The following is a 20,061-nucleotide window of genomic DNA, read 5'->3' as shown; positions in this document are numbered from 1 at the left end:
GGGTCAGTTCGAAAGCATGCGGTCGACCCAGCCGAGGAAACCGCCGTCGGCCCGCACCGGTTCCAATGCCGGCGCGGCCACCGATGCGGCGCGCGCGGTGTGGGCGCGTGGCGGCAAATATTTGTTGGTCGGGCGATAGCCGAGCTCCGGCATCAGGTCGACGCCGCCACGCTCGGCCACCAGTTGCGAGACCGCCGACAGGGGATCGCCGAGATCACCGAAATGCCGGGCGCTGGTCGGGCAGGCGGCGACGCAGGCCGGCACGCGGTCTTCTTCGGCCAGATTGTCATTGTAGATGCGGTCGACACACAGCGTGCATTTCTTCATCACCCCGACATCGGTGTCGAATTCGCGTGCTCCATAAGGACAGGCCCAACTGCACAATTTGCAGCCGATGCACTTGTCCTCGTCGATCAGCACGATGCCGTCCGAAGCCCGCTTGTAGGAGGCGCCAGTCGGGCAGACGGTGACGCAGGCCGGCGTCTCGCAATGCAGGCAGGAGCGCGGGAAGTTCACCGTCCGTCCGCCCATCTCGGTGGTGTGCTCATAGCTGTGCACGCGGTTGAACCAGACGCCGTCGACATGGCCGCCATAGGGATCGATGTCGGTCAGCGGCGCCATGTGGCCGCCGGTGTTCCATTCCTTGCAGGCGGTGACACAGGCCTGGCAGCCGACGCAGGTATCGAGGTCGATCACAAGGCCGAGTTTCTTGTCGCTTTGACTTGGCAGACAGGTCATTTGGTCGCCTCTCTCGCCCTGCGGAATTCGGCGCCGAAAGTCAGTCTGTCGGGCGAGGGTTCGAAATGCGGCGGCTGCAGGAAACGCTGGAACTGCGGCTCGGTGAACCCGGCTTCTTCGGCTGCGCATTTGACGATGCGCACGCGCAGGTCGAACCACGCAGCCTGGCCCGTCACCGGATCGGAATTCGAATAGCGTTTGCCCTGCGCGTCAGCCGAGGTCTGGTCGCCGATGATATGGTTGAGCAGGAAGCCGCGATTGCTCTCGGCCGCGTCGTCCTTCAGCCCCCAGCTGCCGCGCCTTTTGCCGATGGCGTTCCAGGTCCAGACCGTGCTTTCGTTCACCCCGTCGATCAGCTTGATCTGCCCCTTCACTCTGCCGTTGATGCTTTCGATCCACACCCAGTCGTCATCGACAAGGCCGAGACCGGCTGCCGTCCGGTGATGCACGAACAGCCGGTTCTGGCTGGTGATCTGCCGCAGCCACGCATTCTGCGAACCCCAGGAGTGGTACATGTGCATCGGCCGCTGCGTCAGCGCATGCAGCGGATATTTTTCGAGGTCGACGACCGCTTCCTCGAAGGGCATGTGCCAGAACGGCAGCGGGTCCATGTAGGTCTCGGTGCGCTGGCGATCGCCTTTCGGCGGCACCACACGGCCATGGCCACGCGCGGCGAGCCTGAAGCGCTGCATAGGCTCCGAGTAGAGCTGGAAAACGATCGGTTCGGCTTTCGGGATAAAACCCATCTGCACCGCGAAGTCGAGATAGGAGCGGTTGGCCATCTTGTAATAGCGCTGGTCGTCCGCGAAATCATGATGCCAGAAGCCGCCATTGTCGATGTAGCGCTGCAACTGGTCCGGGTTGGCCTCACCCCTGCCGGTCGAGGTCCCATCCTTGCCGCGCCAGCCGGCGAGCGGGCCGATGCCGGGCGTGCGCTCATGGTTGACGATGTAGTCGGCATAGTCGCGGTATCTGGGCGAGCCGTCCTCATCGACGAAACCAGGCAGGCCGAGCCGGGCGCCGAGTTCGATCAGCACCGACTGGAACGGCCGGACGTCGCGGTCGGGCTCGATGACGGGATGGCGGATGGCGTCGCCCGGTCCGTCGGCATGACTGATCGGCCGGTCGAGCAGGCTGATGCAGTCGTGGCGCTCAAGATAGGTCGTGTCCGGCAGCACCAGATCGGCGAACGGCACGGTCTCGGAATAATAGGCGTCGGAATAGATGATGAAAGGGATCTTGTAGTTGCCCGCTTCGTCGCTGTCGGTCAGCATCGCCATGGTCTCGACGGTGTTCATCGAGGAATTCCACGCCATGTTCGACATGTACATCATCAGCGTGTCGATCTTGTAGGGATCGCCTGCCCAGGCGTTGCGGATGACGGTGTGCATCAGGCCGTGCGCGGCCAGCGGCGCGTCCCACGAATAGGCCTTGTCGATGCGAAGCGGCGTGCCGGCCTCGTCGACCAGCAAATCGTCCGGCCCGCAGACGAAGCCGAGCGGCATGCCGTCGAGCGGCGTCATCGGCTTGACGGTCTTGCCCGCCGGCTTCGGTCCGGGCGGCGCGGATCGAGGGTAGGGCGGCTTGAAGCGGAAGCCGCCGGGGACATCCACCGTGCCCAACAGCACCTGAAGGAGATGGATGGCGCGGCAGGTGTGAAAACCGTTCGAATGGGCAGAGATGCCGCGCATGGCGTGCATCGAGACAGGCCGCCCCTTGATCGTCTCGTGGCGGCGCCCGGCCCAGTCGGTCCAGGCGATCGGCAATTCGATCGTCTGTTCGAAGGCGACATGGGCGAGTTCGGCGGCGATCCTGCGGATCGTGTCGGCGGCAATGCCGCAGCGCTCGGCGACCGAGTCCGGTGCGTAACTCTCATCGAGGTAGCTGTCGGCGATCAACTGGAACACCGGGACGCAGCGGCGCCCGCCGATCGTGAAGCTGCCGGTCAGCGCCGGTTTCGCACCGGCATCGGCGGCACTGACCGGTGTTTTGGCCACTCTGTTCCAAGCCAGCGGATTTCCGTCGGCGTCGCGCACGAACAGCCCGTCATCGGCAGCACCTGGCTCCTGCACGACGAGAACATGGGCATTGGTGTAGCGCAGCAGATACTCGAGATCGACGCGACCCGCCTTGAGCAATTCGTGGATGAGGGCGAACACGAACAGGCCGTCTGTTCCGGGTCGGATGCCGATCCAGTCATCGGCAATGGCATTGTAGCCGGTGCGGCACGGATTGATCGAGACGACCTTGGCGCCGCGCGCCTTGAGCTTGCCGAGACCGATCTTGATCGGGTTGGAATCGTGATCCTCGGCGACACCGAACAGCATGAAATACCGGGTGTTGTCCCAGTCGGGCTCGCCGAACTCCCAGAACGAACCGCCGATCGTATAGAGGCCGCCGGCCGCCATGTTGACCGAACAGAAGCCGCCATGGGCGGCGAAGTTCGGCGTACCGAACTGGCTCGCCCACCAGCCGGTCAGCGACTGCGACTGGTCGCGGCCGGTGAAGAAGGCGAGTTTCCTGGGGTCGGTCCGGCGGATGTTCGACAGCCGTTCCGTAGCGATAGAAAACGCCTCCTCCCACTCGATCTCGCGGAACTCGCCGGAGCCGCGCGGGCCGGCGCGCAGCAATGGCTTCTTCAGCCTTGCCGGGCTGTAATGCTGCATGATGCCGGAGCTGCCCTTGCCGCAGATCACGCCGCGATTGACCGGGTGGTCCTTGTTGCCGTTGATGTAGCGGACCTTGCCATCCTTGATGTGTACATCGATTCCGCAGCGGCAGGCGCACATGTAGCAGGTCGTCTTGGCGATGCTGTCGGAAACGGCAGGCGAGGTGTCGACGCCGTCGCCTTCGTCGGGCGCTCGCGTGTCGGCAAGCGGGCGTTGCGATGGTGCCGAATTCGCGCCGCGCGGCGGTCCCTGCATCATGATCCGGTGGCGCCTGTACGGCGCATGGATTTGGCCCGCGTCTTCGGTCCGGGGCCGCGCATGTAATGCTCTTCCGGGTGGTAGCGATGACCGGCAAGCCGCCGCCTTATGCCGCGGATCCAATGCGCAAGCAGGGATCTGAAACGCCCGATCATTCTGCTCTCTGCGATCTTTCGGCGAATTTTTTCTAACTTCGCCGGAAAACTTAGAATAAAGCTATCGATCTGTCTAATCAGTTGTTCTTGTAAATTCGATCGATATTGGTTCTTAATACGGACATGACCCTGGACCAGTTGCGGATTTTCGTCGCCGTCGCCGAGCGCGGCCATATGACCAAGGCGGCGGAACTGCTGGGCATTTCGCAGTCGGCGGCATCGGCGGCCATCCGGGCGCTTGAAGAACAGCACGGCGTCCACCTGTTCAACCGCGTCGGCCGCAACATCGAGCTTGCCCAGACCGGCCATCGGTTCCTGCCCGAGGCCAAGGCCGTGCTCGAACGGGCCGCCGCTGCCCGCAATGTGCTGGAGCATGTCTCGCAGACCGTCACCGGCAGCCTCTCGATCGCCGCCAGCCAGACCATCGCCAGCTACTGGCTGCCGCGCCGGCTGGCTTCCTTCCACGAAGCCTATCCGGCCGTCAGGCTGAGCGTCTCCATCGGCAACACCAGGCAGGTCGAGGCCAATGTCCTCGATGGCGCGGCGGATCTGGGCCTGGTCGAAGGCCGCACCGAGTCCGATATCCTGCGCCGCACCAAGGTCGACGTCGACAGGCTGATGCTGGTGGTTGCCAGCGCGCATCCGGAGATCCCCGAAGTCGCGCCCGGCCGCCCTGACATCAAGGGCCTGCGCTGGATCATCCGCGAGGGTGGTTCGGGTACGCGCGAGGTGCTGGAGGATCTGGCACGCCACGAAGGGATTTCGCTCGCCGACCTCCAGATATTCCTGGTGCTGCCGAGCAATGAAGCTATTCGCCAGGCGGTCGAGGCGGGGGCCGGCGCCACCATCATCTCCGAGCTTGTCGCGGCTCGCGCCGTGGCCGAAGGCGGTCTGAGATCGGTGCCGCTCGAACTGCCGAAACGCGACTTCGCCATGATCACCCATCGCGATCGCCAGGCAAGCCTGGCCCAGATGGCGCTCAAGGCGCATCTGGGTACGTCGGACCGACGGTGAGGGTTCGCTGAGATTCAGGTCAGGCCGAGTCGAAAATGGTTGGTTCCGAGAACCGGAACGGAGCGTACGTTCGGGTACGCGAGTACCGGAAGCGCAGAAGACGGCCATTTGCAGGCCGGCATCACCTGAATATCAATGGACCCGGTCAGCCGAACTTGCGTTGCGCATCCAGCGCCAGGCCAAGTCCGACCGAGCCGAACATGTCGCCTTCGATGACGGATGCCTGCGGCACCAGCGACAGGATCTCTCGTTTGGCCAGCGGGATCGCGGTCGATCCGCCGGTCAGGAACACCGCGGTGATGTCGGACGGCTTCACCTCAGCGTCCCTGATAGTCTGCCCGACCGTTGCGGTGACCCGCTCGATGTCCCTGTCAATCGTCGCGTCGAGCCCGCTGCGCGTGATTTCGGCGGTGAACTCCGCACCCGGCAGCTTCACAGCGACCTCTGCGGATGACCTGTCGGTCAGCTCTATCTTGGCCTTCTCGACACGTGCGGCCAGCGCGTGTCCGTAGCGGTGTTCGACGACGTGGATGAAACGGTCGACCAGGTCGGCGCGCTCGGCCTCGTAGCGGATCTGGCGCAGATGCGTCATCGCCTTGGCGGTGTAGACCAGGTTGATGCGCTGCCATGTGGCGAGGTCGATGAAATAGCTTGCCGGCAGGTTGCGCTTGCCGTCCTTGGTCGGCGTCAAATAGCCGAGCTGCGGCATGACATGGGCGATGCTCAGCAGCCGGTCGAAATCCGTACCGCCGATATGGACGCCCCGGCTGGCCAGGATGTCGTCCTTGCGGTCCGGCGAACGGGAGCGCTGCGGCGAGACCCGCACGATCGAGAAGTCCGACGTGCCGCCGCCCATATCGATGATCAGCGCCAGTTCCTCGCGTGTCACCTTCTGCTCGTAGTCGAGCGCCGCCGCGATCGGCTCGAACTGGAAAGCGATGTGCTTGAAGCCCTGGGCACGCGCGGCGTTCTCGAGTTCGCTTTGCGCCTTCGCGTCGGCCTCGGCATCGTCATCGACGAATTGCACCGGCCGGCCAAGAACGACGGTCTCGACCGTATCGCCGGCATCGGCTTCCAGCCTCTTCTTGAGATGGCCAAGGAACATGCCGACGATCTCCATGAAGCCGATCGACCGCGATTTGATGCGGGTCTTTTCATGGGCCAGCGAACTGCCGAGCACGCTCTTCAGCGAACGCATCAGCCGGCCTTCGATGCTGTCGGTGTAATTGGCGATGGCCTGGCGGCCAAAGCAGGTGCGGTTGTCCTCGAAGTTGAAGAACACGGCACTGGGCAGCGTGACCTGGCCGTTCTCCAGCGCGACGAGGCGCGGCTGCCCGTTGCGGACCACGCCCACGGTGGAGTTCGAAGTGCCGAAGTCGATGCCGCCGAAGGCTGGTCGCATGACAAGTTCCTGCATTTGTCGTCGGCGAGCCGACAGGCGCCATGAGAAATCGCGCGCTGTCCGGGGACGGGCTGCTCTGCCGAACCGAATTGTTTGTGTCTGCCATTTGGCTGGGGAGCGCGGTCTACCGCATGCCTCGGCAAAGGGAAACCACTTTTCGGGGAAAATCCTAATCTCGCCGGAAGATCAGCCTTCCGAGCCAGCCGGTCAGCATGGCCAGCGATATCGCGAAGACACCGTAGAGGAAGGAATAATTGTGCGCGACACGGAAGATCGACTGCTCGAAACCGGATTTGCGGATTTCGAGCTGGGCCGAGCTTTCCTTGATGAACAGACCGCTCTTGAACAGGAACGCGCGGGCTTTGTGGGTTCCAACCGGCACATTTGGCGCCAGCCTCACTGTGGCGCGGAAAAGGTTCTGCGACAGGAATTGCACGCCGCCGATATTCTCGCTGTAGAGGCCGGTCGCCGACTTGCGCTCCCGCAGTGCTGCCGTGAACTCCTCGATCGTCGCCGGGCTGTCGCCGGCATCGGCGGGCTGCATATAGAGGTTGGAGGCGCCGAGCGACAGCTGCTTGTAGCTGTTGGGTTCGGTGATGTCCTGCAGCGGCCGCGTCGTCGCCACCGAATAGGAGACCGGCACGTTTTCGAAGGTCTCAGAGTCCAGATTGACCCAGACGCCGAGCACCCTGTCCTTGCGGCGCACCACCACCGGTTTGGGCGGACCTTCGAGCACGACGATGACGTCGTAGCGGCCCTGGCGCGCGACGAGTGGATCCGGGTTTTCCAGCGAACCGAAGATGGTCAGATCGGCCCCGGAAAAACCGGCGGTGATCGAGACGTTGTCGGTGGAGAGACCGATCTGGATGCCTTCGGTCAGCGGGATCTGTGCCTTCGCCGGCACGGCGGCCGCAAGCAGCGACAGGACAATGGCGGTTGCGAATGTGCTGCGAGCCTTCATCAGTTGAGGCCCGCGGCAGACAGCGAATAGAGGTTGGGCGGGGTGACGAAAAGATCGATCGCCAATCGTATCGCCACCGCCAGCACCAGCAGTGCCAGCAAGGCCCTGAGCTGCTCGCCGCGCAGCCTCTGGCCGGCCTTGGCACCGTACTGCGCGCCGGCGACGCCGCCCGCCATCAACAGGAAGGCCAGCACGACATCGACTGTCTGGTTGGTGGTGGCGTGGACCAGCGTCGTGTAGGCGGAGGTGAAGATGATCTGGAACAGCGAGGTGCCGATGACGACATTGGTCGGCACTTTCAGCAGATAGATCAGTGCCGGCACCATGATGAAGCCGCCGCCGACACCCATGATCGACGACAGGAAGCCGATGCCGGCGCCAAGCCCAAGGACGGGGATGACGCTGACGAACAGTTTTGACGCCCTGAAGCGCATCTTCAGCGGCAAGCGGTGGATCCAGTTGTGCTGGCCGGATTTCTTCAGCACCGGCGCCGCACCGCTGCGCGTCGCGCGCAGCGCATTGACGCTTTCGACCAGCATCAGCCCGCCGACGGTGCCGAGCAGCACGACGTAGAGCAGCGAGATGAACAGGTCGAGCTGGCCGAGCCTGCGCAGGAAGGCGAAGACGTAGATGCCGCCGGTGGAACCGACAATGCCGCCGGCCAGCAACACCCCGCCGAGCTTGAGGTCGAGCGTCCCTCGCTTCATGTGCGAAAGGACGCCCGAGACGGAGGAGGCGATGACCTGGTTGGCGCCGGTGGCGACAGCGATCGCCGGGGGGATGTTGTAGAAGATCAACAGCGGCGTGATGAGGAAGCCGCCGCCGACGCCGAACATGCCCGACAGGAAACCCACCGCCGCGCCCATGGCCAGCAGGACGAAGATATTGACGGAAATTTCCGCGATCGGGAGATAGATGCCCACCCGTCAGTCTCGATCAGTTCTGCCTGTCGGCGAATGCAACCGTTGCGGGCATCTTGGACCGACAAGCCAATTCGTTCTTGCGCCGGAGGTGCTGCGAAGTCAAACCGCGCTACGCCGCCGAAACAAAAAACATCTCAATCAGTTAACAGGCGAATGTGTGGCAAGGGCGTCGTGGAAGCGACGCCTCTGCCGTTATTTGCGCGCCAGCAGTGCCTTCACCAGGTTTTCGTCGACTTCGCCGGTCGCCGCCATCTTGTTGTCGGTCTGGAAAGCCATGATCGCGGTCTTCGTTTTCTGGCCCATCTTGCCGTCGGCGCCGCCGGCGTCGTAGCCGTTCTTGTTGAGAATGCGCTGGATGTTCTGGACGGCCTTCTTCATGTCGATGCTGGCGGTCGTCTGCGGCGCGCCGTCCTGCCAGGACTCGGGAATGTCGGCCGAGTTGGCTGCCGCATCCAGCGGCTTCGCCTTCCACAGCTCGGTCGCGGCGCGGGCGCGCTCGAGCTGCTCGGGCCGCAGCGCATTGGCGATCTCGTCACGCTTGGCCGCCGCATCCTTGTCGCCGGTCTTGGCGACGAGCGCGAACCATTTGTAGGACTCCTCGAGGTTCTGCTTCATGCCGACGCCCTTGGCGGCGAGGATGCCGAGATTGAACTGGCTGTCCTTGACGCCGACGTCGGCCGCCGCCTGGAACCAGTGCGCGGCCGATTCATTGTCGGTCACGCCGTCAGCCGCCATGGCAAACAGCACGGCCAGATTGTGCATGCCGCTGGCGTTGCCCTGTGCCGCGGAAAGCTGGTACCAGGTCTTCGCCTTCTTGATGTCGCGCGCGACGCCGATGCCCTTTTCGTAGAAATTTCCGATACGGTATTCGGCCGGCGCGAAGCCGAGTTCCGCCGATTTCTCGTACCATTTGGCCGCTGCCGCCATGTCTTCCTTGACGCCGCGCGACTCGGCATAGCGCGAGCCGATTTCGAACAGCGCCTTGGCGTCGCCGCTGGCAGCGGCATCACGCAAGGCGGCCGGGCCGGCGTCAGCAGGAATGTCGAATTTTGCCGTCGTCGCCGGCGAAGCGTCCACCGGCGGAACCGCGCCCGTGGTGTCCTTGGCGGTGGTCGGCTCTGTCGCCACAGGCTGGATGCCGGTGGCGGTATCGGTATCGGCAGGTTCGGCGGCGACCGGAACGGTCGAGGCCGGCGCAACCGAAGCTGTCGTCGTTTCGGACGCCGCTGGGTTCGCATCGGCCGATGTAGCCAAGGCGACGGGGGCGGGAACCGGTTCTGCGATCGGCGCGGCACCCGTCGACGGCTCGGCGCCTGGCGGCGCGGCAATCATGCTTTGCGCGGCCATGTCGTCCTTGGTTGCCGGTGCGGATGGCTCGGCCTGTCTGACGGTGCGGTCAGGCATGCTTTCCACTGCCGCGGGCTGCGCGTCCGTCTTTGGCTGGCTCGCGGCATCGAGCGAGGCGGTTTGTACCGGCTGCGAGGCGACGATCGGCGCAACGTCGTTGCTTGCCACCTGGGCGGGATCGGCGAAGAAGGCCTTGCCCAGTTGCAGGGCGCCCAGCGCCAGCAGGATCGCGGTTGTCCCCATCAGGATCGGCTTGCGCCGTGCCTTGAGCAGGTCGCCGATCCGCAGTGCCTTCACCGGTCCGGTCACCGTCGACTGGCGCTTCAGCGCATCGGCCTCGGCGGCCGCGGCCTGCGCCGCGCGCCGGGCAGCGGCGATGAAATCCGATTTCGCGGCATCGGTGTCGCTGGGCTTGGCCGGCTGGCCGCGCTCGTCACGCACGCGCTTCATGATGGCATTGAGGTCAGGTGCGCCGGAGCCGGGCTCCAGCGGCCGGTTGGCCATTTTCGGATCGAGCGGCTCGTCGAGATCGACGCTCGGTATTGGGGCACTCGGCGCTGAGCCGGCCAGTGGCGGGATATCCGCCTCCTTCTTGCCCTTGAAGGCGCGGGCCAGCCCGCCGAACAACGATTTGCGGCCGCCGGCCTGTCCGCCTTTCTCGGCGATCGTGTCCGAACCGAGCGCGGCCATGGCCGCCGCCGCGGCAGCCTCGGCCGGCGTGCGCGTGCCAATGCCAATACCCAGGTCGCTACGCATACCCAGGTCGCCGCGTGCACCCGGCTCATTGCGCAGGATGGCGGCGGCACGGCCATCGAGATCTGCCATGTCCCCAGTCAATGGCAGGGGCTGATCGATATCCATCGACGGCGCGTCGACGGCCATTTTGGGTCGGCGCACGCCGCGCCAGTTGCTCGGCTCGGCCGGTGCCGCATCCAGCAATTCGCTCATCGCCTCGACCGGCTCGCCGGGTTCGAGCGAACCCAGCCGGTCGACGATCTTGAGCAACGTATCGTGGATGGCCTCGAACGTTCTCGAATTGCGTTCGTCGGAGCGCCGCGTCAGTGTTTCAAGCGTCTTCAAATCCTGGGCGAGGCCGGAAACCGCGGTCGCATTGGCGCTCGAACCGGCCAGCGATTGCACTGCGTTCTCGGCCGCTTCGCGCGCCGCGCCGAGAATGGAATCGCGGGTTCCTGCGAGCGACTTTTCAATTTCGTTGAGACGCGGGCTGATGTCCTCGAATTCCGGCAGCGGGGTGCTGGGCTTGGAAAGATGAGCCGACAGGCCGGCAACCTGTGCTTCCAGGCTGCGGATCAGCGCCGGATCGATGCCGGCGACCTGTGCGGCCGACGCGTCCAGCCGGCTTGAAATGTCTTCGAGCCGGCTCTCCAGTCCGCGGATCGCCGCTTCGCCCGCGGGATCGGGCACACGCGTTTCAAGGCGCTTGGCGAGCGCCGTAAAGCGGGCATCGATGGCTTCCATGATGCCGACGCTGTCGACCTGCGGCATGCGCTGAACCTCGTCCAGCCTGCGCTCGAGATCGCGGAACAGCATGTTGCCCTGTTCGATGGCGTCACCCTGGCGGCGTTCCATCATGCTCGACAGCACGTCGAAGCGTTGCTCCAGCCCATGGAAGATGTAGTCGGCGTCAGGCATGGCGGGTGCCTGGTCGATCTTGTCGGCGATGAATGCGATCTGCTTGGCCAGGCGCTCCATCGCCTGCTCCGGCAGATTGGCGCGGCCGGCGAGTTCGTCGACCCGGCCCGACAGCGTGCTCAACCGTTCCATGACCGCGTTGCCGGGACGATCCTGCGCCACTTCCTGGATCTGGCCGGCAAGCGAGTCGATCCGTCTCTCTATGCGCTCGAAAGCCTCGTGGTCGAATGAATTGGCTTGCGCGGCGACCGTCGATGCCACGATGGCGCGGGAAATCTCGTCCAGCCGCTCGTCGATCATGCCAAGCGTGTCGCTGCCGCGATTGTCTTGCTGGCTGGCGAAATGGTCGACAGCGCCGGCAAGCGTGCGCACCTTCTCCTCCAGCGAGCGCAGCGACAACGATTCCGGCAAATTGTTGACGGCATTGCTGATCTGCTCGAGCCGGGCGGTGAGAGCAGACAGGCCCGGGTCGTCCGAGCGCTTGCGCTGGTCGGCGTCGACGCGGTCTTCGAACGCCGTCCAGCGGCGATCGAAATCGTCCCAGCGGCGGTCGACCTTCTGCACGCTCTCTTCGCGTGCCAGCGTTTCGAGTGCGGCTTTGACCTGTTCGAGCTCGAGCCGCAGCATGTTGACGCTTCTGTCGTCGCTCTTCTCGGCCAGGGTCTGGATGGCGCCCGAAAGACGCTCGAACTCAAGGCCGAGTTCAGCACTGCCCTTGGCCGAAGCACCGGGCCTTGCGCCTGACTGGAAGGCCCGCTCGATGTCCTTGCGCAGCGCTTCGAATTCCCGCTGCAGGCCTGCGGTCATCTGGTGGCGCAATTCCTCGCGCATGCCGCGCAATTCGCCGGCGATCTTGCCGACCATGGCAACGCCATCCTCCTGGCCGCGCACGCGATCGATATCGCGGGCAATGGCCTGGTAATTCTGCTCGAAAGCGGCGGCTCCCTGCATCGGGCTCTTCGGACGCGACGCGGGCTGCGGGTCCTCATACCAGCGCTGCTGGCCAGAGGGCCGGGCGGCGGGGTAGCGCGCATCGGCACCATATTGGCGGGGATCGGGTTGGCGGAGTTCGGGACGTGCCATCGGATCCTCGCGCGTCCGCTCCAGCCGCTGCTCCAGTGTCTCCAGCGACTGGTTCAACTGATCGAGCGTGGTCTGCGGCCTGCGCTGCCTGCCGGCATTGAGTGTATCGAGATAGGACCGCTTGCTGTTCATCGGTGCGTCCGTCTTTCAGAATGGCTGGCTCGCGGCCAGTTCCCCCAGGTCCCTATCGGAACGAAGGCGACCGGCGGCGATGCCGCGGCGGAAGACGAGCTTCCCGGGCTCTCGCCCGCGCTCCGAAAAACCGTGAAAAATTCGATACAGGATAAACACGGGTAGCCGACGCGCCCACATTTCCCCCAACGTGGTAAACAACGCGTTAACCAAACTTAAGAAATCGAAAGGATGTTGGCTGCCGGCCTGACGGTGCGGCATAAAGGGCGGGGCGCAGAACGCCCTTGCGTCATCCTGCGGCAATCGGTATAGAATTGACGTAAACGTAAAAGGCGCATTGAGCGCATGTTTGCGATTTGTTTGTTGAAACCACGACTGGAAGCAGGCCCCCGCTTCCAGTCAGGCGACGCACGGTCCAGGACCGCGACGCCACCAGACGGGGAAAGCCAGTGACCATGAAGCTTATCTCGGCCGGCGAGACCGCGGCCAATACCAATATGTCTGCCGAAGCCGGCGAGGACCTCGTCCGCATCGGCGAGATGGCGAAGAAATATGGAGTGACGCTGCGCACGCTGCGTTTCTACGAAGACAAGGGCCTGCTCAACCCGCAGCGCGACGGTTCGACCCGTCTCTACACGCGCCGCGACAAGGCCCGCCTCAAGCTGATCCTGCTTGGCCGCAAGGTCGGATTCTCGCTGCGCGACGTCAAGCAGATGATGGATCTCTACGATCCCACCGGTTCAAACACCAAGCAGCTCAAGCTTGCGCTGGACAAGTCGGAAAAGCAGCTTGCCCGCCTGCAGAAGCAACGGGCGCTGATCGACGACGCCATCAACGAGCTCAGCGGCTCGATGTCGGCGGTGCGCCAGATGCTGAGCGAGCGTTCGGCGCCGCAGGCGAGCGCCGCCAGCTGAAGCAATTCCGTCAGGAATTGCGCCAGACACCAAGTCGTCTGCTGATTGTCCGAGTTCTGTCTAGCCGCATGGCCTGCCACGCGGCTTTTCGTTGTCCTGGCCCACTCTTATGGCCTTTCGGCGCTGGCTTGCGCAACGTCGCGCCGCTACGCTCATTGCTCCAGGGGGCGGGGAATCTTGTCGCATCGAGAAAATTGACGTTTACGCAAACGTCAATTTTTGCTATCCCGCTCCCAATATGGGTCCGCATGCCGCCCTGGCTTGTCTTCGGGGCATTCGGACCGGGTTTGCAGGGTGGAGAAAAAGCATGCCGACATACAGGGCTCCGGTCCAGGATACGCTGTTCGTGCTCAACGAGGTTCTGGGTTATCAGCGTTATTCGAACCTTCCCGGATTTGCCGACGCCACGCCCGATGTGCTCGAGGCGATCCTCGCCGAAGGCGCCAAGCTCGCCGAAAACGTCATGCATCCGCTGAACCGTGTCGGCGACATGGAAGGCTGTGTGCGTCACGACGATGGCTCGGTGACCACGCCGAAAGGCTTCAGGGAGGCCTTCGACCAGTACCGCGAGGGCGGCTGGATGGGATTGGCCGCACCCGTCGAGTTCGGCGGCCAGGGCCTGCCCTATGCCGTGCACACCGCCGTCGCCGAATATATGGTCTCGGCCAATATGTCCTTGATGATGTATCCGGGCCTGACGCAAGGCGCGATCGCGGCAATCATCACCCACGGCACCGACGAGCAGAAGGCGACATGGTTGCCGAGGATGATCGAGGGTGCCTGGACCGGCACCATGAACCTGACCGAGCCGCATTGCGGCACGGATCTCGGCCTGTTGCGGACCAAAGCGGTGCCGAACGGCGATGGCACCTATAAGATTTCAGGCCAGAAGATCTTCATCTCGGCCGGCGAACACGACATGTCGGACAACATCGTCCATCTGGTGCTGGCCCGCATCGAGGGTGCGCCGGAAGGCGTCAAGGGCATCTCGTTGTTCATCGTGCCGAAGCTCAAGCTCGACCCGTCGGGCAATCCGGGCAACAGGAACACCGTCTCCTGCGGCTCGATCGAGGAGAAGATGGGCATCCACGGCAATTCGACCTGCGTCATGAACTATGACGAGGCTGAGGGCACGCTGCTCGGCGAGCCCAATGGCGGCCTGAAGGCGATGTTCACGATGATGAACGAGGCGCGCCTCGGTGTCGGCCTGCAGGGGTTGTCGCTGTCGGAGATCGCCTATCAGAACGCTGTCGGCTACGCCAAGGACCGTTTGCAGGGCCGCTCATTGTCTGGGCCGAAGGCGCCGGACAAGAAGGCCGATCCAATCATCGTCCATCCCGACATCCGCCGCAGCCTGATGACCATGAAAGCCTTCAACGAGGCCGGCCGCGCGCTGGCGCTGTGGACGGCGATCAAGTCCGACATCGCCCACCGCTCCGGCGATGACAAGGATCGCCAGGCCGCCGACGACTACACCGGCCTGATGACGCCGGTGGTCAAGGGCGTGCTCACCGACAAAGGGTTCGACCACGCCGTCATGGCGCAGCAGGTGTTCGGCGGTCACGGTTATATCGAAGAGTACGGCATGAGCCAGTTCGTGCGCGATGCCCGCATCGCCATGATCTATGAGGGCGCCAATGGCATCCAGGCGCTCGACCTCGTCGGCCGCAAGCTTGGTTTGCATGGCGGCCGCGCCGTGCAGGCCTTCTTCAAGGAGGTTGGCGAATTCTGCGAGGAGAACCGCGCTAACGAGAAGATGGCGCCGTTCACCAAGGCGTTGAAGAAAGGTCTCAACGATTTGCAGGCGGCGACCATGTGGCTGGTGCAGAACGGCATGGCCAAGCCCGACAATGCGGGTGCCGCCTCGACCGACTACATGCATCTCTTCGGCCTGGTCGCTCTGGGCTATATGTGGGCGCAGATGGCCAAGGTGGCACTTGGTAAGACGGACGCCAATGGCGCGCAATCTTTCTACGACAACAAGGTCGTGACGGGGCGCTTCTTCATGGAGCGGATCATGCCGGAGACATCGGCTCATCTCGCCCGCATTTCGAGCGGCGCCGACACATTGATGGCACTGCCGGCGGAAGCGTTCTAAGCTCGACCTCACTGGCCTTTCTGTCTGTCGATACGCGGAGGAAATCGTGGCGACAAATCCCGCCGAAGTGCTCTCTTTGCCGAAGCCCGCCTGGGCGGCGGACGAAGTCGGCATGCTCTACGACATGGCGCATCGTTTCATGTCGGAGGAGATCGCGCCGCGCTACGACGAGTTCGAGAAGAACGAGATGGTCGATCGCGAAAGCTGGCTGAAGGCAGGTTCCGCCGGCCTGCTCTGCGCTTCTATGCCGGAGGAATATGGCGGCTCCGGCGGCACCTTCGCGCATGAGAGCGCCATCATCGAGGCCATCGGCCATGTCGGCGTCGACGGGTTCGGCATCGGCCTGCACAATTCGATCGTCGCCCCTTACATCCTCCACTACGGCTCCGAGGAGCAGAAAAAGAAATGGCTGCCGAAGCTGGCGACCGGCGAGCTGATCGGGGCCATCGCCATGACCGAGCCCGGCGCCGGCTCCGATCTGCAGGGCGTCAAGACGCGGGCGCAGAAGGATGGCAACCAATACAAGATCAATGGTTCCAAGACCTTCATCACCAACGGCCAGCTTGCGAACTTCATCATCGTCGTTACCAAGACCGATCCGGAGAAGGGGGCCAAGGGAACCTCGCTGATCGTCGTCGAGACCGACGAGGTGGAAGGTTTCCAGCGCGGCCGTAACCTCGACAAGATCGGGCTCAAGGCCAACGACACGTCGGAGCTGTTCTTCAACGACATGCGCGTGCCGACCTCCAACCTGCTCGGCCACGAGGAAGGTCAGGGCTTCGTCCAGTTGATGCAGCAACTGCCGCAGGAGCGGCTGCAGATCGGCACGGGCGCCATCGCCATGATCGAGCGGGCGCTGGCGCTGACCATCGACTACGTCAAGGAGCGCAAGGCGTTCGGCAAGGCGATCATCGATTTCCAGAACACCCAGTTCAAGCTGGCCGAACTCAAGACCGAGGCCACCATCGGCCGCGTCTTCTACAATGATTGCGTCACCCGCCACATCGCGGGCGGCCTCGATCCCGTGACAGCGTCGATGGCCAAGTACTGGCTCAGCGACCTGCAGGGAAAAGTCGTCGACGAATGCCTTCAACTGCATGGCGGCTATGGCTACATGAATGAATACCCGATCGCCCGCATGTTCCGCGACGCCCGCGTCCAGCGCATCTACGGCGGCACCAACGAGATCATGAAATTGCTGATCGGACGCTCTCTCTGAAGGCGACATCAGGCAAACCCAAGGAGCAAGCAAATGGCTGAAGCTTATGTCTATGACGCCGTGCGCACACCGCGCGGCAAGGGCAAGAAAGACGGATCGCTGCACGAGGTGCCGGCGGTGCGGCTTGCCGCCAAGACGCTCGAAGCGCTGCGCGACCGCAATGGGCTGGACACTGCAAACGTCGACGACATCATCTTCGGCTGCGTCGATCCGGTCGGCGAGGCGGGTTCGGTCATTCCGCGCGCCGCCGCCTTCGAGGCCGGCTACGACACCAAGGCGCCCGGCATGCAGATCTCACGCTTCTGCGCTTCCGGGCTCGACGCCATCAATTTCGGTGCCGCCAAGATCGCGCAGGGAGCGGACGAGATCGTCATTGCCGGCGGTGTTGAATCGATGTCGCGCGTCGGCATGGGCGCCTCGGGCGGTGCCTGGTTCATGGATCCTTCGGTCGGCCTGCCCGGCTGGTTCGTGCCGCAAGGCATCTCGGCCGACCTGATCGCCACCAAATACGGCTTCAGCAGAGACGACGTCGACGCCTATGCGGTCGAGAGCCAGAAGCGCGCCGCCAAATCCTGGGCGGATGGCCGCTTCAAGAAATCCGTCATCCCGATCAAGGACCAGAACGGCCTGACCATCCTCGACCATGACGAGCATATGCGCCCGTCGACCGACATGCAGTCGCTGGCCTCGCTCAACCCGTCCTTCGTCATGCCCGGCGAAATGGGCGGCTTCGATGCGGTCGCGGTGCAGAAGCATCCCGAAGTGGAAGAGGTCAACCATGTCCATCATGCCGGCAATTCGTCCGGCATCGTCGATGGTGCGGCGGCCGTGCTGCTCGGTTCGAAGAAGGCCGGCAAGGCGATGGGGCTGAAGCCCCGCGCGCGTATCCGCACCTTCGCCAACATCGGCTCCGAGCCTGTGCTGATGCTGACCGGTCCGGTCGACGTCACCGAGAAGCTGTTGAAGCGCGCCAAGATGAAGCTCTCGGACATCGACCTGTTCGAACTCAACGAAGCCTTCGCTTCGGTGGTGCTGCGCTACATGCAGGCTTTCGACATTCCGCATGACAAGATCAACGTCAATGGCGGTGCCATCGCCATGGGTCATCCGCTCGGCGCCACCGGCGCGATGATCTTCGGCACGGTGCTGGACGAACTCGAGCGGCGCGATCTCAACACCGCTCTGGTGACGCTGTGCATCGGCGCCGGCATGGGCACCGCAACCATCATCGAACGCGTCTGACGGGGAGAGAAACGATGAGCTACACCAATTTCACCCTCGACACCGACGCCGACGGCATTGCGCTGGTCACCTGGGACATGCCCGGCCGTTCGATGAACGTCTTCACCGAAGAGGCGATGCGGGAATTGAACGCCATTGTCGACAAGGTGGCTGGTGACGCCGCCATCAAGGGCGCCGTGATCACCTCCGGCAAGGATACCTTCTCCGGCGGTGCCGATATCTCTTTGCTGCAGAAGATGCTGACGACCTTCGCCGCGGAAAAGGGCAAGGACGCCGAAAAGGCGACCAAGGCGCTGTTCGACAATGCCGGCATGATGACCGGCCTGTTCCGCAAGCTGGAAACTTGCGGAAAGCCGTGGGTGTCGGCGATCAACGGCACCTGCATGGGCGGCGCCTTCGAATTGTCGCTCGCCTGCCACGGCCGTGTCGCCGCCGACAGCGACAAGGTGAAGATGGCGCTTCCCGAGGTGAAGATCGGCATCTTCCCGGGCGCCGGCGGCACCCAGCGCGTGCCGCGGCTGACCGATCAGCAGCAGGCGTTGCAGATGCTGACCTCCGGCCAGACGCTGTCGCCGCAGAAGGCCAAGTCGATGGGCCTGATCCATGAGATCGCCGAGCCGGCCAGGTTGGTCGAGACCGCCAAGGCGATGATCAGGAATGGCCTGAAGCCGGTGGCGCCATGGGACGAGAAAGGTTTCAAGCTGCCAGGCGGCCAGATCTATTCGCCGGCCGGTTTCAATCTGTGGCCGCCGGCGATCGCCATCCTGCGTCGCGAGACCTATGGCAACTATCCGGCCGCCGCCGCGATCCTCAAATGCGTCTATGAAGGCCTGCTGGTGCCATTCGACACCGCCTTGCGCATCGAGCAGCGCTATTTCACCGAGATCATGCAGACCAGGGAAGCGGCGGCGATGATCCGCTCGTTGTTTGTGTCGCTGCAGGAACTGAACAAGGGCGCCCGCCGCCCGGCCGGCGTGCCCGAAACCAAGTTCAAGAAGATCGGCATTCTCGGCGCCGGCTTCATGGGCGCCGGCATCGCCTATGTCACCGCCAAGGCCGGCATCCCGGTGGTGCTGCTCGACCGTGATCTGGAGTCGGCCGCCAAGGGCAAGGCGCATTCCGACAGCCTGGTCTCGGATCAGGTCAAGAAGGGCCGCGCCAAGCCGGAGGACAAGGACAAACTGCTGTCGCTGATCACGCCGACGGCGGACTACGCCGACCTTGCCGGCTGCGATCTGGTGGTCGAGGCGGTGTTCGAGGATTCGGGCGTCAAGAAGAGCGCCACCGAACAGGCGGAAGCCGTGTTGAAGCCATCGGCGATCTTCGCGTCGAACACCTCCACCATCCCGATCTCGTCGCTGGCCAAGAATTCGGCGCGGCCGAAGAATTTCATCGGCATCCATTTCTTCTCGCCGGTCGACAAGATGATGCTGGTCGAGATCATTTTGGGCAAGAAGACCGGCGACAAGGCGCTGGCCACCGCGATCGACTTCGTTCGCGCCATCAAGAAGACGCCGATCGTCGTCAACGACACCCGCGGCTTCTACGTCAACCGCTGCGTGCTGCGCTACATGTCGGAAGCCTACAAGATGCTGATCGAAGGTGTGCCCGCGCCGATGATCGAGAACGCGGCGAAGGCAGCCGGCATGCCGGTCGGCCCCCTGGCGCTGACCGACGAAACGGCCATCGACCTTGCCCAGAAGATCATGAAGCAGACCATCAGGGATTTGGGCGACAAGGCGGTCGATCCCAAGCAGATGGCGCTGATCAACACCATGGTCGACGATCACGGCCGCTTCGGCCGCAAGAACGGCAAGGGTTTTTACGATTATCCGGCCAAGCCCGCCAAGAAGAAGCTGTGGCCGGGCCTCAAGGAGCTCTATCCGCAGCTTGCGCCCGAGAAGGTCGATTATGAGGAGCTGCAGCAGCGGCTTCTGGTCACCATCGCGCTGGAAGCGGCACGGGTGATGGAAGAAGGCATCGTCACCGACCCGCGCGAGGCCGATGTCGGCTCGATCCTCGCTTTCGGCTTCGCTCCCTATACCGGCGGTGCGCTGTCCTACATCGACGGCATCGGCGCCAAGGCGTTCGTCAAGATCGCCAGAAACCTGCAGAAGAAATACGGCGCCGAGTTCAAGGCGCCCAAGCTGCTGCTCGACATGGCCGAGAAGGGTGAGAGCTTCTATCAGCGCTTCGATCCCTATGCGAAAGGCGAGACCAGGAAAGCGGCGTGAGTAAGCCTTGCACTGTGGA

The 20,061-nt window shown here is 63.7% G+C and carries 12 protein-coding genes; 6 read left to right on the top strand and 6 right to left on the bottom strand.

The window, feature by feature from the left end:
* Positions 1-3: 3 nt before the first annotated feature.
* Both RPF88_RS18455 and RPF88_RS18450 read right to left on the bottom strand, forming a co-directional pair.
* Complete coding sequence (locus tag RPF88_RS18455; RefSeq protein ID WP_024503180.1) at positions 4-738, bottom strand: 4Fe-4S dicluster domain-containing protein; 735 nt, start codon at positions 736-738, stop codon at positions 4-6.
* The gene (locus RPF88_RS18450; protein ID WP_337122852.1) at positions 735-3,665 is read right to left on the bottom strand and encodes a molybdopterin oxidoreductase family protein; all 2,931 of its coding nucleotides are present in this window, start codon (positions 3,663-3,665) and stop codon (positions 735-737) included. Before RPF88_RS18450 ends, RPF88_RS18455 begins: the two co-directional genes overlap by 4 nt.
* A gap of 278 nt (positions 3,666-3,943) precedes the next feature.
* Between RPF88_RS18450 and RPF88_RS18445 the strand changes: the two genes are divergently transcribed.
* Entirely contained in the window at positions 3,944-4,834 is an 891-nt protein-coding gene (locus RPF88_RS18445) for a LysR substrate-binding domain-containing protein (RefSeq protein WP_337122851.1), read from the top strand.
* 145 nt (positions 4,835-4,979) lie between these two features.
* Here RPF88_RS18445 and RPF88_RS18440 read toward each other — a convergent pair whose 3' ends face one another.
* The 4 genes from RPF88_RS18440 to RPF88_RS18425 form a co-directional block, all read right to left on the bottom strand.
* On the bottom strand, positions 4,980-6,236 hold the full coding sequence (locus RPF88_RS18440) for an Hsp70 family protein (RefSeq protein WP_337122850.1): 1,257 nt from the start codon (positions 6,234-6,236) through the stop codon (positions 4,980-4,982).
* Between the two features lie 169 nt (positions 6,237-6,405).
* A complete protein-coding gene (locus RPF88_RS18435; protein WP_337122849.1) occupies positions 6,406-7,197 on the bottom strand; it encodes a TIGR02186 family protein in 792 nt (263 codons plus the stop codon).
* Positions 7,197-8,120, bottom strand: a complete 924-nt coding sequence (locus RPF88_RS18430; protein WP_013533663.1) for a sulfite exporter TauE/SafE family protein — start codon at positions 8,118-8,120, stop codon at positions 7,197-7,199. The genes RPF88_RS18435 and RPF88_RS18430 overlap by 1 nt, the downstream gene beginning before the upstream one ends.
* Before the next feature lie 192 nt (positions 8,121-8,312).
* Entirely contained in the window at positions 8,313-12,335 is a 4,023-nt protein-coding gene (locus tag RPF88_RS18425; RefSeq protein ID WP_337122848.1) for a peptidoglycan-binding protein, read from the bottom strand.
* A 455-nt stretch (positions 12,336-12,790) separates the two neighbouring features.
* Here RPF88_RS18425 and RPF88_RS18420 point away from each other — a divergent pair, with 455 nt between their 5' ends.
* From RPF88_RS18420 to RPF88_RS18400, 5 genes are all read left to right on the top strand, one after another.
* Positions 12,791-13,249 carry a MerR family transcriptional regulator gene (locus RPF88_RS18420; protein ID WP_013533661.1) on the top strand — a complete coding sequence of 153 codons (459 nt, stop codon included), beginning with the start codon at positions 12,791-12,793 and terminating at the stop codon, positions 13,247-13,249.
* Between the two features lie 307 nt (positions 13,250-13,556).
* The gene (locus RPF88_RS18415; RefSeq protein WP_337122847.1) at positions 13,557-15,347 is read left to right on the top strand and encodes an acyl-CoA dehydrogenase; all 1,791 of its coding nucleotides are present in this window, start codon (positions 13,557-13,559) and stop codon (positions 15,345-15,347) included.
* A 46-nt stretch (positions 15,348-15,393) separates the two neighbouring features.
* Positions 15,394-16,566 (top strand): acyl-CoA dehydrogenase family protein, encoded by a 1,173-nt coding sequence (locus RPF88_RS18410; RefSeq protein ID WP_337122846.1) that lies wholly within the window; start codon positions 15,394-15,396, stop codon positions 16,564-16,566.
* Between the two features lie 33 nt (positions 16,567-16,599).
* Positions 16,600-17,808 carry an acetyl-CoA C-acetyltransferase gene (locus RPF88_RS18405; protein WP_027161729.1) on the top strand — a complete coding sequence of 403 codons (1,209 nt, stop codon included), beginning with the start codon at positions 16,600-16,602 and terminating at the stop codon, positions 17,806-17,808.
* Between the two features lie 14 nt (positions 17,809-17,822).
* The gene (locus tag RPF88_RS18400; protein ID WP_337122845.1) at positions 17,823-20,042 is read left to right on the top strand and encodes a 3-hydroxyacyl-CoA dehydrogenase NAD-binding domain-containing protein; all 2,220 of its coding nucleotides are present in this window, start codon (positions 17,823-17,825) and stop codon (positions 20,040-20,042) included.
* The last annotated feature ends 19 nt before the right edge of the window (positions 20,043-20,061 follow it).

The sequence above is a fragment of the Mesorhizobium sp. ISC11 genome, from assembly GCF_037162595.1.
Classification (GTDB): Bacteria; Pseudomonadota; Alphaproteobacteria; order Rhizobiales; family Rhizobiaceae; genus Mesorhizobium; species Mesorhizobium ciceri.
The sequence above is the reverse complement of the archived record's forward strand: the minus strand, read 5'-3'. Positions and strand labels throughout refer to the sequence as shown.